Source organism: Rhizobium sp. BK377 (genome assembly GCF_014193935.1).
Lineage (GTDB): Bacteria > Pseudomonadota > Alphaproteobacteria > Rhizobiales > Rhizobiaceae > Rhizobium.
Genome location: NZ_JACIAC010000001.1, coordinates 559,990 through 572,588, shown reverse-complemented (window position 1 = coordinate 572,588; position 12,599 = coordinate 559,990). Strand labels below are relative to the sequence as shown.

Sequence of the window (12,599 nt, the reverse complement as noted above, 5' to 3'; positions counted from 1 at the left end):
CAGCGTTTAGGCTCGGACGCGCACCTTGAAGGTCCAGCCTTCCGGCCGCGCGTCGATGATCTTCACCTCGTCGCCGATTGCGACCCTGCCTGTCCCGCGCGGGGTTACGTTCCAACCGAAAAGCGGGCCGGGCACACGCCGGTCGCCCGACATGCGGATGCGGCCCATGGCGGGCATGGGGTTCGCGACATCGCGCGACCCCGTCAACTGGTCCTGCGTCGTCATGATGCAGCGGGCGCAGGGCTTGACGAGGTCGAAGCGGATGCCAGCGATCTCGATCGCAGCCCAACGGTCCTCTGCCCAGGCCTCGTCCGTGTCGATGACAATATTCGGCCGGAAGCGCTCCATCCCAACGCCGCCTTCGGCATGGGCTGCGAGATCGGCGTTGAGTGCCTTCAGCGATCCAGTCGTTGTCACCAGGATTTGGTAGCCGTCGGAAAAGGTCACCGGCGTGCCTTCGCCCGCCCATTCTGCATTGGCCGTTCGTTGAGCCTGACCGTCGAAGAAGACGAGCTTTACCTCGCGGCCGAGCCATTCCGAAAGCCTGCCGTTGCTGTCATCATCGGCAACGGCAGCGTTGACGACCGATTTCCAGACCGTGACATCGAGCCGCCGGTCCGGATGTGGCGGCGGAACGGCGATGTCGGACTTGCCCTGCATCAGCAGCCGGAAGGCGCCGGCTTCGGGCCGTACGTCGATGCGGGCAAGGGCTTGGAGCTCGCGTTGCGTGATAAAATGTCCGTCCGCGTCCGTCACCATGGCGCGCCGGTCGCCGGGCAGGCCATAGGCATCGATCTCGGTAGCGGGCAGGGCGACGCCGCGGGCACTCTTGAGCGGATAGATGAAGAGATCGCTGACACGCATCATAGGCTCCTAGATTTCGTCCATAAATGCCGCGAGGAAGTCGCGCAGGCTCCTGTCACGGGCGGCGGCCAGTTCGCGGCCGGTCCGGGTCTGGAAACCATCGGCCAGTTTGAACAGCTTCGTCTGGAAATGGTCAACCGCATAACGCTTGTCATCGAGCGCTCGATCCTTGGCAGCAGGATCGAACGGATCGTAGAGGCCCGATCCGAGCCGCCCCGCTATATAGAAACAGCGCGCCGCGCCGACCATGCCGATGGCATCCAGCCTATCCGCATCCTGCAGGATCTTCGCCTCTAGCGTTTCCGGTGGCACGTTCGCCGAGAAGCTATGCGCAGTCACCGCATGGGCGACATCGGCGATATCCTCGGCGTCCCATCCAAACTCTTTCAATATCCGCGAAGCCTTCTCGGCGGCGAGCGCCGAGGCATGGGCGCGCAGCGGCGAGTTCTTCTCGACGGCGACGCAATCATGCAGCAGTACGGCAGCGGCGAGCACGTGGCCTTTGCCGCCTTCCGCAGCATGGATACGCATGGCGTTGCGGAAGACACGCAGGATATGGGCAAGGTCATGAGACCCGTCGTCACCCTCGGTCGCATGTGGAATGAGCTCGACCGCCAGAGACTCGTGGGGAAAGAAGGCTTCGGCCTTGAACATCGTCGTCACCGGTTTTCAAAGGGTTCGCATACAGTCGATAACGGCTTGGCCGGCGAGTCGCAACGTGCCGAGATCAGTGCCGGCGCTTGGCGAACGGCGTAGTGCCATTCTTCTTTGCCGGCATGGACAGCATGTGCGCCGCATCGCCGAACGGTTTTGGGGGGCTGATATGATAGCCCTGGATCTCGTCGCATGCCTCGCGTTCGAGTAGTGCCATCTGTTCTGCGGTCTCCACGCCCTCCACGGTCACGCGCATACCGAGCGCATCGCCGAGCAGGATGATCGCGCGCATGATCGCATGCGCTTCCTTATGATCGACGATATCGTTCACGAAGGACTTGTCGATCTTGATCTTGTCGAAGGGGAAGCTCGATAGATAGCTCAGCGACGAATAGCCGGTTCCGAAGTCGTCCATGGAAATGCGGATGCCGCGCTCCTTGAGCGCATGCAGGATCGGCAATGCCTCATCGCGATTTTCCATCAGCACGCTCTCGGTGATTTCCAGTTCCAGACGTGACGGCGAGAGTTCTGCGGCTGCAAGCGCCTTGTTGACATCCTGCAGCAGGTCGCTGCTGCTGAACTGGATGGCCGAGACATTCACCGCGATCTTGATATCTTCGGGCCATCGCACTGCATCGTTACAGGCGCGTTGCAAAACCCAGCGGCCGATATCGACCACGAGGCCGACCTCCTCCGCAAGCGGGATGAACTCCATCGGCGGGACGCGACCGCGCACCGGATGATTCCAGCGGATCAGCGCCTCGAAGCCGCAGATGCGATGCTGCGCCAGATCGTAGAGCGGCTGGTAGTGAAGCTCGAATTCCTCGTTCTGCACGGCGGCGCGCAGATCGGCCTCCAGCGCATGGCGGGCCTGCATCTTTTCGTCCATCTCGTCGGTGAAGAAGCGCTGGTGCCGGCGTCCGTCCGCCTTGGCGTGGGAAAGAGCGACCGCCGCGTTGCGCAGCAGCTTATCGCTTTCGGCAGCATCGTCTGGAGCGATCGAAATGCCCATGGAAACACTGAGTTCCACCTGCTTGTCGCCGCGGAAGAAGGGTTCGCTGAGCTCTCGTCGGATCTGATCGGCGAGTGCCGTGATATTCCACGGCTGCTGGCGGTGTGTCTGCAGGATCGCGAATTCGTCCGAGCCGAGACGGGCAAGAATATTCTCCGAGCCGGCCGAGGCGCGGATGCGCTCTGCGACCTGCTGCAGGATCTTGTCGCCGGCCGAGACGCCCAGCGTATTGTTGATCGACTTGAACCGGTCGAGATTGAGATGCACAAGGGCGATCTGCTCGTCTTGCCTGCGCTCGGCAAGAGCCGCATCGAGCTGTTCGCGGAAGCGAATGCGGTTCGGCAGGCCCGTCAGCGGATCGTGGTGGGCGAGATAGGTAATGCGTTCGGCAGCCTTGCGGTCTTCGGTAATGTCGGCATGAATGGCGATATTGCTGCCGTCGGCAAGAATGGTGACGACGCTCTGGATGATGCGGCCGTCATCCATCAGCCATTCGCGCCGGCGAATGCGCCTGGCCTTCGAGGAGGCCTCCTGGCCTTCCTTCCTGCTGCGTGTCCTGGCACCGGTTTGCTCAGTGCCATGCGTCTTGTGCATCAGGTCGGCAATCCTCGTGCCGGGCGCAACATCGCCGTCGCTAAAGCCGAAGAGCTGGCGGAAGCGCAGGTTGGAAAGGGTCAGCCGCTGGTCCGCATCGAACACGCTGAGCCCGAGCGGCAGATTGTTCAGGACGATTTCGAAGAGCTTGTGCTGTTCTGCAAGCGCCTGGGCAGTGGAACTGATAGTGTCCCGAAGTTCGCGATTTTCGGTAAGCAGCATCTCGGCGCTGCGCTCGATCTCATCATATCCGCTTTCATGGCTGCGATAGGTCGCGATGACGAGCTCCATCAGATGCTCTGCATCGATAGATCCGTCCTCATTGACGGCCTGCGTGCACTGTTGCCAGAAAAGCGCCTCAGCTTTCATGCGCACAGGTCCCCTCGCGGGACGGTTGCGATGGAAGCATGGCAAAAGGCAAAGACGTCTTCGATTGGCAAAGGTGCCATATCGCGCCTGGCATAAAAAAGACCTTTCTAAAATGAATATGAGAATCAATTTTTTGTAGGCTGCAAATGGCCGTTTACAGCAACCTGCATGCGGCATCTTCTACCGCTCCGATTAATAATCGGTTGCAACCGGGCGGCTCTTTATACCTGGCCGGTAATTTGCTCGTATCTCACAAACTACTGAAATAACGAAGAAACCTGGCTTATCGAGCTAAAATGAAACTGCCGTCGCGGCAGGCAGTTACGCTTTGTCAACTATGGTTAATCGAGAGTTAACAGCTTATTGACCGAGGCCGCAAATCAGTTTAACCAGCAAGCCAGTCTTTGATATTTTCCACCCGCGTACTGCGTACAGACCCTCACCGTAGGAAGCGGTGAATGGAGATTTGTATGACTGCTCTTTCATCAGTTCCAGACATCTCTTATGCATATTTGGCAACGCTCTCGCGGCTCGATGCCAATGGCGACGGCGTGTTGAGCCGCACCGAGCGCGCGGCAGATGAAAAGCCCGGCATCATCAGGGAATTTCTCGAAGACGGTGATGTCGACAATTCGGCGCCGAAATATCCGAGCAGACTCGTCGCGCTCATGATGGAATACAGTGACACCGGCTCGGCGAGCGGAACGGCCGTTCCCTATGCGCTGCAGCAGCTTGCCCCTGATGCCGATGACCAGGCGATGCAGATCTATCGCAATACCTACGGCGAGTTCGATCTCGGTGCTGCCGCCTGACCCTTTCGTCAGCATGCTTGGTCAGCCGGCCTCGCGGCCGGCTTTTTCTTGCCTTTTATGCAGACCGGAACACCTTCCTTTGTGAGGCGTTGGGACTCAGTCCCCGAAACGGAAGGAATCCCGATGAAAATCATAGGCATCATCGCTGTCCTCGGCATGCTTGGGGCGGCGTCCCAAGGTTTTGCTCAGGATAAGCAGACGGCGACGGCGAATTTTATCGGTCCCGACGGCAAGGAGGCAGGCCGCGCCACGCTGACCGCTGCCGCCAATGGCGGCGTTTTCATCGAGGCGGAAATTTCCGGCCTGCCGGCCAATAAGTGGGTTGCCTTTCATATCCACGAAACGGGCCGCTGTGACGCGGCATCCCATCATGAATCAGCTGGCGGCCATTTCAATCCGACCAAGGCCGAGCATGGTTTCCTGGCGGCCAAGGGACCGCATGCAGGCGACATGCCGAACCAGTTTGTCGGTCAGGACGGCATCCTGCGCGCACAGATCTTCGACACCATGATCTCGCTCGATGGCAAGGAGGATGGCGTGCGTGGCCGGGCGCTGATGGTGCATGCCGATTCTGATGACTATCGAAGCCAGCCATCCGGCGGCGCCGGCGACAGGATCGCCTGCGGCGTGATCAAATAGGTTCTGGCTGCGTCTGGTCGGCGCCGGCGGCCGTACCGGATTAGGCCGAGCGGCTGATGGGGCTCGCCATCACCCAAACCGGCTGTTCCGCGTGCTCGTCGAAGCCGGATGGAGGAGGGGGCGAGGAGCATCAACCGTTTGAATTGTCCCTGACGGGCAGCACGAAAGGTGCGTTGCCATTAGCCTCCGCACCACGGCCGATGGCTCTCACGGCATCGACGAGCCGGCCGCGCCGGTTAAGCAGCGCATCGCCGATTTCGACGATCCGCGCATTTGGTGTCGCATAGGGCGAAGCGGTTCGCAGCCGATGGGCAAGCGCCATATCCTCCTGCTCGGGCGCGAGCGAGAGAGCCGCGATCAGCGCCGCGGCAGGCGAGCGCGATACACCCATCCAGCAATGGACGAGCAGTGGTGCCTCCTGTTGCCAGCCGGCGGCAAAATCGATGATCGCCCGCACGTGCTTTTCGTCAGGCGCCACGAGATCACCCGTACCCTTGAAGACAATATCGTTCATGTTGAGCAGCAGATGCCGGTCGGCCTGGATGACGCCCGGCCGGTGAAAGGCCTGCTCCTTCGCCATCAGGCTGATCATCTCGCGCGCCTTGTGCCGCACGGCCATTTCGCCGATACGCGCCAGGGGAGAAACCACGATCACGGTCACGCGCCAGCGCTCCGCTTCGCCTCGATCTCGGCAAAGCGCTCGCAGAAGAGCCGCTGCGCTTCGAGCGCGGGGACGGGGTCGATCGCGAGCATGTCTCGCGTGATGCCGCGCGGCTGGCCGAAGAATTTCTGCGCTTCGGCCGGCGTGAAGCCGGCAAGAACAGTCGCCTCGAAATAGGCTGCGATCGTATCGGCCTTTTTGATCTTGTCCTTGAGCTCGCGGGAGGGGTGCGGCGGCAGGCCGAAGCGCAGATGCACAGCCGCTTCCAGCCGCTTCTCGACGGTCTTGTACCCACCGCCGACGACCGCCTTGAAGGGGGAGATCATGTCGCCGATCACATATTCGGGCGCGTCGTGCAGCAGCGCCATCAGGCAATCGGCGGGTGTGGCTTCATTGAAATGCCGGAAAATGGATTCGACGACAAGGCAGTGTTGCGCCACGGAAAAGGCGTGATCACCTGCCGTCTGGCCGTTCCAGCGGGCGACGCGTGCAAGTCCGTGGGCGATATCGCTCAATTCGACGTCGAGCGGCGAGGGGTCTAACAGATCGAGCCGCCGGCCGGACAGCATGCGTTGCCAGGCACGTGGAGCCTTCGCATTCGTCACGCGCTGGCCTCGTCCGAGGAGGTCGGGAAGCTCAGCCCGGACCAGGAAGGCAGGCTGAGCGTCACCGAAACATCGCCGGCAAGCAGAGGCGTGCCGGATGCCATGGCTTCGCCGGCGCGGTCGATGCGCACGATTGCCAGTCCGCTCGTCCCCTCGACGGATCCGAGCGTGCCGACCGGCTTGCCATTGGCGGTGATTTCGGTGCCGCTGGCAGGCAGCGCGGCGCCCGCCGAAACGGTCACGACGCGACGCCGTGCCGTGCCGCGATGCTGCATGCGGGATACCACTTCCTGACCGACATAGCAGCCTTTCTTGAAGGAGAGGCCGCCGTTGAAATCCATCAGTACGTCATGCGGAAAAGCGTCCTGCAGCGCATAGTCAGGCCCTGATGTGACAATGCCATTTTCGATGCGCAGCGTATCGTAGAGCGCCGCATCGTCGCTGCCATGATGACCGATATGACGCAAAACAGTGACATTGGCTTTGGCAAAGCGACTGTCCTTGACGCCATCTTTGGCATCCTCGCCCCAGGAAACGGTCACGCCGTCCTCGGCAACCGGCGTCAGCGTCACCGGCGCACGCAGGCGATACATGATCAGCCGCTTCAAGAGGGATTCTCGCTGGGCCGCATCCGTTTCGATGATGAAGCCGTCGCCGTCGCGCCAGATCATGAAGTCGAACAGGATCTTGCCCTGCGGCGTCAAAAGCGCGCCCGGCCTCGCCTCGTCCGCACCCAGCGAAACGATGTCGGTGGTAATGAGATTCTGTAGAAAAGCTTCTGCTTCCGTGCCGCCGACGGCAATGAGCGAGCGGTCTTTCAGGAATACGGCTGGCATGGCGAAACCTGTCGCGTTGATGGTCGCTCAGAGGTAGGTCTTTGACGCTGAAGGTGCAAGCGCTGCGACGTCAGTCGCCGGCCGTGAAGAACTTCCATTTACCATCAGGCGCGATGCCGACGCGATAGAAATTATAGCCGCCGAATTCCTGCATATCCGAGAGATCGCCCGCGGTGACGATGCGCAGCAGCTCCACGCGTTCCGGCGGCGTCAGCGTTTTCAGGTCTTTTTCGGCAAAATAAGGCCAGACGTACATTTCGTCGGGCGTGCCCTGGCCGACATGCACGAAGCCGGTCGAGATGACGTCGAGCATGATAGCGAGGATCTCGTCGCCATCGGGATCGCCCGAGAGATCTTTCAGTGTGCCGATCGGATCGTCCGTGGGTTCGCCGACAGTCACCTGGGTCTGGCCGCTGCCGGTTCCCATCAGCGGGCGCAGGCGTTCGAGATCGCCTGAGGCGGCCGCCTCGACGATCTGTTCGCGCATCTTGCGCACCGGTTCCGGCGCCTTGCTGATGTCGTAGATCACTTCGACGGGCTTGGAATCGTCGGATGCACCTGGCGTCTTGTCGACGCTCTGGCCGCTCTCTTTGTTGACGAGCGGATCTGGTTGGGGAACGCCGGAAGAGCCGTTCTGCGGTGCAGCCGGCGGCTGCGGGCTCTGCTGCGCCGTGGCCCGCGCATCGGGCTGACCCGGGATTTTCTGAAGTTCGGAAAGCGCGCAGGCGGAAGAAGCAGACAGCATGCTGCCTGCGGCGATGCCAATGGCAAGCAGGACCGGCGCGAGCGGGATTCGCGGGGAAAGATCTTTACCGGTACGCATGAGACTCTCTTTATTGCCCTTATTGCAGGGTCCTGTTGGTGGAAAACTCACCTGCCAGCATGCGGTCGCGAAGCGAATCGAGCAAGGCCTCGGCGCTACCTTCTCCATGCAGTCTGATCGTCTCGCGCAGTGCATGTGCAATTGCAGCATCGGCAATGATTTCAGGCTCGATGCCATCGGCCATGCCATCGGCCCAAGCCTCGTTCTGGTATTCCAGAGCCGCCTGCATCTTTTCGTGGACGATCATGTCGTCGATGTCGTTGAGGCTTGGTTCCATTATCTTTTCCTCAGAACTTCTCATGTCTTACCGCTACGTTAACAACACTAACAGTCTTTTCCCAAAACGACACGTGCGCATGCGAAAACAGGTTAATTAAACGTTAATTTCCAAAGCGCGAAGTAATTTCTGTGGCAAGTGTTGCACCTTCGTTACGGTAGCGCTCTTCCGCCACGATGGCCGCCTGCGTGCAAACCGTGTAAACCGAAGCGAACGCCCGGTAGCCCCGATTGAAGGCTGCGGTCAGTTTTTCCTTGCGCTGCGGTTCTCCATTCGTTTCGGAATCAAGCAGTTGCTGCATGTCGGCCCGCCATTCGTCCGCCCCTGGCGCCTTGCAGAGCGTGCGCAGATAATGCACCGAACCTAGAACCTCAGCCAACCGCGCCAGCTTGTCGTCATAGGGGACGATCGCAACCTGCGGCACTATTTCCTCCGGTGGCGGAGGCGCATTCTTACCGCCCTGCACCCCGCTTTGCGCGCCCCCTTGCGCCATTGTGGCACCGGCCCAGACGAGGCCGCCAAAGACAAGAGATGACAAGACGACACGTCGAACGGGAATCATGCTTCCAGTTGATACATGGAGCATGACCGGAACAAGGCGCATGCGGCAGTTTCCACTTCTATTCCGCAAACTATTCCAGCAGTACTTTTATTCGCCGGCCGCGAGCCGCTCGGCGCATTCGAGCACGCTTTGCGGCACCGGCATGCGTCGGATCTCCTCCACACTGTACCAGCCGATCGCTGCCGCATCGTCGGCGGCTTCGGCCACCAGATGGCGGTCCGCTTCGACGCGGAAGACGGAAAGGAAGAAATGGCTGCTGATGCTGCCATCGGGCGCATGCGTCTTCAGGTCATAGGTGGAAAACAGAAGCGGGTTTCGCGCCTGAATGCCGGTCTCCTCCAGAAATTCGCGCAATGCCGTTTCCTCAGGTGTCTCTCCGGGTTCGCCGCGCCCTCCCGGAAAGGCATACATGTCGGCAGAAGGCGGGTTTCGCCGAAGCACGAGAAGGAATCGGCCATCACGTTCAAGAATGGCGGAAGAGGCGGGTTTGGCTTGGGAGATCATCGCTTCGCACGCTTTGCTGTGATGCCGCCTTATCCCACGGGCGGCTCACCTTGCGCAACCGTCGGCATTGCGTGGAATATGGCTCATGATTCCTGCGAGACGCCCTTGACCTACCTGATCTACACCTTTGCCGCCCTCTTCGAAATTGCCGGCTGCTTCGCCTTCTGGGCTTGGCTTCGACTGGCAAAGCCCGTCTGGTGGCTGGCGCCGGGCGTGGTATCGCTGGCGCTCTTTGCGTGGCTGCTGACGCTGGTGCCGAGCGAAGCGGCAGGCCGCACCTTCGCGGCCTATGGCGGCATTTACATCGCCGCCTCGCTGCTGTGGCTCTGGTTGGTGGAGAATCGCGTTCCCGACCACTGGGACGTCGGCGGTGCGCTGGTCTGCCTTGCCGGCACGGCGATCATCCTCTTTGGGCCGCGCGGTTAGAACATTCCGCAAAAGATGTGCAGCGCCTGCCATTTGCAATTGCACGACGGCAAAACCGCCTTGACCCATCCGGGGCAGGGTGCAAAGAAACCTTTATGTGTGGACGTTTTGCCCTGACAGAGGTAGTCAAGGATATCGCCGAAGCTTTCAGCCTTGCCGAGTTGGAAGGCTTTCCGGCGCGCTACAACATCGCGCCGACACAGCCGATTCTGGTCGTCATCGCCGGCGAGGGGCAGGAGCCGGGCAGCAACCTGCCTGATCGCCGCGCTCTTCTGGTGCGCTGGGGTTTCACCCCGGGCTGGGTCAAGGATCCCAAGGAATTTCCACTGCTGATCAACGCGCGCGCCGAAACCGCGATCGGCAAGGCCTCCTTCCGCGCCGCCATGCGCCATCGCCGCATCCTCATCCCAGCCTCCGGCTTCTATGAATGGCATCGCCCTTCGAAAGAAAGCGGCGAGAAGGCACAGGCCTATTGGATCCGGCCTCGCCGCGGCGGTGTTATCGCCTTTGCCGGCTTAATGGAAACATGGTCCTCGGCCGATGGTTCTGAGGTCGACACCGGCGCCATCCTGACGACGAAGGCAAACGGCGCGATCTCCTCGATCCATGACCGCATGCCCGTCGTCATCCAGCCGGAAGATTTTTCCCGATGGCTGGATTGCAAGACGCAGGAGCCGCGCGAGGTTGCGGGCCTGATGCAGCCGGTTCAGGAGGATTTCTTCGAGGCGATTCCGGTTTCCGACAGGGTCAATAAGGTCGCCAACATGGGGCCGGACCTGCAGGATCCAGTGCCGCTTGAAAAGGCGCCGAAGCCGCCGCAGAAAAAAACACCAGATGACGGCCAGCTCAGCTTCTTTTGAAACCCAGCTCCACTGTCACGCTAAATGGAATCGGGTGATGTCTGCTGGCCCCAATTTTGGCTAACAGATGTGTCGCTTGCAGCCCTTTCGCGAGATACGCCGCATGGCAAGGTCCGATGTCATGATCGGCATCGTCAGGAGCTTGCAGGCGATCAGCCTCCTCGTCGGGTTTTTCGCGCCCGCTTAGGCTGACTTCTTGACCGGTGCCGGCTTTGCCATCATCGAGGCCGCAGCGACCGCTTTGAGTCCGAGCGGGCGGTAGTTGGTCGCGAGATCCGGCTTGGCTGTCTGCTGCTGTTCCGTTGTCTTCTTCGAGGTCACGATACTCTCCTTACGTGTTTTCCTAGAATTTTATCTGTCCTGTTCTTTTGTCTTTAATAGCGACAAAAGAGAGGCATTGCCGATCAGGAAATGTAAACACGAACCATAATTCGCGAGGCTTAACCGAAGCCTGCGTTCGTTAATACTTACTTAATAAAGTGGATGCTCAGATGTGACGACCGATGTCGTCCTCGCCGATACCGGGTTCCTCGATGGTCAGCGTGCCATATTTGCGCTTCCACTTTCGCGCGCCGAAGGGCAGCGAAACGAGGTAGGCGCAGACGGTGAAGACCATCACTTCCCAGGTAAAGCTCATCAGCATCGCGACATAGAGCACGACGCCGAGCATCGCCGGTAGCACGAGATCGCGCCGCATCCGGCTTTCGGATTTACCGGACCAAACAGGCAGGCGGCTGATGAGCAGGAAGGCGATGAGGACCGTGTAGCCCGAGGAGAGAAAGGCGAAGATCCGGTCGGTGGTGAGGCCGAGAAAGCCGAGATAGACAGGTAGAAGCACGAGCATCGCGCCGGCCGGGGCCGGCACGCCGACGAAATATTCCGATTGCCAGGGCGCCCGGTTCTCGCGCTCCGACATCACGTTGAAGCGCGCCAATCTGAGGCCGGCAGCGATCGTGTAGATGAGCGCGGCGATCCAGCCCAGCGAACGCGCCTCGTCGAGCGCGTAGACATAGACCACGAGGGCGGGGGCGACGCCAAAATTGACGATGTCGGCGAGCGAATCCATCTGCGCGCCGAATTTCGACGTGGCCTTCATCAGTCGCGCCACACGCCCGTCGATGCCGTCGAGGAAAGCGGCGACGAGCACCATGGCGACAGCCAGCTCATACCGGCCTTCGAAAGCAAGCCGGATGCCGGTCAGGCCGGCGCAGATGGCAAGGATGGTGATGAGGTTCGGAACGACGAGCCGGATCGGAATCTCGCGCAGGCGCGGCCCGCGGGCGGAATCGTCCTTCGGGCCGTTCGGTTCGAAGGGCGGAAAGGGTGGTTCCATATCGCGCTCTCCTGAAAGTTAGCTGCGACGGCTGATGACCGGGCCTTTTGCCGAGGCGAATTCGGCGATAACCGTCTCGCCGGCAACCGCTGTCTGGCCGAGCGAGACGCGTGGTGCGGCACTAGCCGGCAGGAAGACATCGAGGCGCGAGCCGAAGCGGATAAGACCGAAACGTTCGCCGGCATCGACGGGTTCATTGACGTGCGAGAAGCAGAGGATGCGCCGTGCGACGAGGCCGGCGATCTGCACCACGCCGATCTGGCCGTGGCTGGTCTCGATCACAAGACCGTTGCGCTCGTTCTCTTCGCTCGCCTTGTCGAGTTCGGCATTCACGAAGGTGCCGGGGCGGTAATTGATGCTGACGATGCGGCCCCGCATCGGCGCGCGGTTCACATGGCAGTTGAAGACGTTCATGAAGACGGAGATGCGCAGCATAGGCTCGTTGCCGAGGTTGAGCTCGGCAGGGGGCGTGACTACCTGTATCGAAGAAACCTTGCCATCGGCAGGCGAAATGACGAGATCATCGTCCTGCGGCGTCACCCGCTCCGGATCACGGAAGAAATAGGCGCACCAGAGAGTGAGGATAAGCCCGACCCAGAAGAGTGGCTTGAAGAGCCAGCCCAATACGAGCGACGCGACGAAGAAGGCGGCGACGAAGGGGTACCCCTCCTTGTGCACCGGTACGATCGTGTTGCGAACCGTATCGAACAAGCTCATGAATGCCGGTCTCCTGTCGTTTTTCGTATCCGCTGGTTACAGAAAAACGAC

Annotated in this window: 16 protein-coding genes and 1 pseudogene; 4 read left to right on the top strand and 13 right to left on the bottom strand. The window is 60.7% G+C overall.

Going from position 1 to position 12,599, the window contains the following annotated elements; genetic code table 11:
* Positions 1-6: 6 nt before the first annotated feature.
* The 3 genes from FHT92_RS02850 to FHT92_RS02840 form a co-directional block, all read right to left on the bottom strand.
* Positions 7-864 (bottom strand): MOSC domain-containing protein, encoded by an 858-nt coding sequence (locus FHT92_RS02850; RefSeq protein ID WP_183822376.1) that lies wholly within the window; start codon positions 862-864, stop codon positions 7-9.
* A 9-nt stretch (positions 865-873) separates the two neighbouring features.
* Positions 874-1,518 (bottom strand): HD domain-containing protein, encoded by a 645-nt coding sequence (locus FHT92_RS02845; protein WP_183822373.1) that lies wholly within the window; start codon positions 1,516-1,518, stop codon positions 874-876.
* A gap of 73 nt (positions 1,519-1,591) precedes the next feature.
* Positions 1,592-3,493, bottom strand: a complete 1,902-nt coding sequence (locus tag FHT92_RS02840; protein ID WP_183822371.1) for a bifunctional diguanylate cyclase/phosphodiesterase — start codon at positions 3,491-3,493, stop codon at positions 1,592-1,594.
* Between the two features lie 470 nt (positions 3,494-3,963).
* Here FHT92_RS02840 and FHT92_RS02835 point away from each other — a divergent pair, with 470 nt between their 5' ends.
* Both FHT92_RS02835 and FHT92_RS02830 read left to right on the top strand, forming a co-directional pair.
* Positions 3,964-4,305, top strand: a complete 342-nt coding sequence (locus FHT92_RS02835; protein WP_183744365.1) for a hypothetical protein — start codon at positions 3,964-3,966, stop codon at positions 4,303-4,305.
* A 123-nt stretch (positions 4,306-4,428) separates the two neighbouring features.
* The gene (locus tag FHT92_RS02830; protein ID WP_183744362.1) at positions 4,429-4,944 is read left to right on the top strand and encodes a superoxide dismutase family protein; all 516 of its coding nucleotides are present in this window, start codon (positions 4,429-4,431) and stop codon (positions 4,942-4,944) included.
* A gap of 130 nt (positions 4,945-5,074) precedes the next feature.
* Here FHT92_RS02830 and FHT92_RS02825 read toward each other — a convergent pair whose 3' ends face one another.
* The 7 genes from FHT92_RS02825 to FHT92_RS02795 form a co-directional block, all read right to left on the bottom strand.
* Positions 5,075-5,605 (bottom strand): tyrosine phosphatase family protein, encoded by a 531-nt coding sequence (locus FHT92_RS02825; protein ID WP_183822368.1) that lies wholly within the window; start codon positions 5,603-5,605, stop codon positions 5,075-5,077.
* Entirely contained in the window at positions 5,602-6,210 is a 609-nt protein-coding gene (locus tag FHT92_RS02820; protein ID WP_183822365.1) for a YfbR-like 5'-deoxynucleotidase, read from the bottom strand. The genes FHT92_RS02825 and FHT92_RS02820 overlap by 4 nt, the downstream gene beginning before the upstream one ends.
* On the bottom strand, positions 6,207-7,046 hold the full coding sequence (locus FHT92_RS02815) for a YgfZ/GcvT domain-containing protein (RefSeq protein ID WP_183822362.1): 840 nt from the start codon (positions 7,044-7,046) through the stop codon (positions 6,207-6,209). The genes FHT92_RS02820 and FHT92_RS02815 overlap by 4 nt, the downstream gene beginning before the upstream one ends.
* Positions 7,047-7,116: 70 nt before the next feature.
* Positions 7,117-7,869 carry a hypothetical protein gene (locus FHT92_RS02810; protein ID WP_183822360.1) on the bottom strand — a complete coding sequence of 251 codons (753 nt, stop codon included), beginning with the start codon at positions 7,867-7,869 and terminating at the stop codon, positions 7,117-7,119.
* A gap of 19 nt (positions 7,870-7,888) precedes the next feature.
* Positions 7,889-8,146, bottom strand: a complete 258-nt coding sequence (locus tag FHT92_RS02805; RefSeq protein WP_018115578.1) for a hypothetical protein — start codon at positions 8,144-8,146, stop codon at positions 7,889-7,891.
* 103 nt (positions 8,147-8,249) lie between these two features.
* Positions 8,250-8,732: a TIGR02301 family protein gene (locus FHT92_RS02800; RefSeq protein WP_183823805.1), complete on the bottom strand. Its 483-nt coding sequence runs from the start codon at positions 8,730-8,732 to the stop codon at positions 8,250-8,252.
* 63 nt (positions 8,733-8,795) lie between these two features.
* Entirely contained in the window at positions 8,796-9,212 is a 417-nt protein-coding gene (locus tag FHT92_RS02795; RefSeq protein WP_183744348.1) for an NUDIX hydrolase, read from the bottom strand.
* Between the two features lie 105 nt (positions 9,213-9,317).
* On the opposite strand from FHT92_RS02795, the gene FHT92_RS02790 reads away from it, so the two are divergent.
* Together FHT92_RS02790 and FHT92_RS02785 are read left to right on the top strand one after the other, a co-directional pair.
* Positions 9,318-9,638: a YnfA family protein gene (locus tag FHT92_RS02790; protein WP_183822357.1), complete on the top strand. Its 321-nt coding sequence runs from the start codon at positions 9,318-9,320 to the stop codon at positions 9,636-9,638.
* Between the two features lie 95 nt (positions 9,639-9,733).
* Complete coding sequence (locus tag FHT92_RS02785; RefSeq protein ID WP_183744342.1) at positions 9,734-10,498, top strand: SOS response-associated peptidase; 765 nt, start codon at positions 9,734-9,736, stop codon at positions 10,496-10,498.
* A gap of 183 nt (positions 10,499-10,681) precedes the next feature.
* On the opposite strand, the gene FHT92_RS02780 is transcribed toward FHT92_RS02785, so the two are convergent.
* The 3 genes and pseudogenes from FHT92_RS02780 to FHT92_RS02770 all read right to left on the bottom strand — a co-directional run.
* A complete protein-coding gene (locus tag FHT92_RS02780) occupies positions 10,682-10,819 on the bottom strand; it encodes a hypothetical protein (RefSeq protein ID WP_183744339.1) in 138 nt (45 codons plus the stop codon).
* A 166-nt stretch (positions 10,820-10,985) separates the two neighbouring features.
* The gene (gene pssA, locus FHT92_RS02775; RefSeq protein WP_183744336.1) at positions 10,986-11,831 is read right to left on the bottom strand and encodes a CDP-diacylglycerol--serine O-phosphatidyltransferase; all 846 of its coding nucleotides are present in this window, start codon (positions 11,829-11,831) and stop codon (positions 10,986-10,988) included.
* Between the two features lie 18 nt (positions 11,832-11,849).
* A pseudogene (locus FHT92_RS02770) lies at positions 11,850-12,551 on the bottom strand (phosphatidylserine decarboxylase); the annotation flags it as partial.
* Between the last annotated feature and the right edge of the window lie 48 nt (positions 12,552-12,599).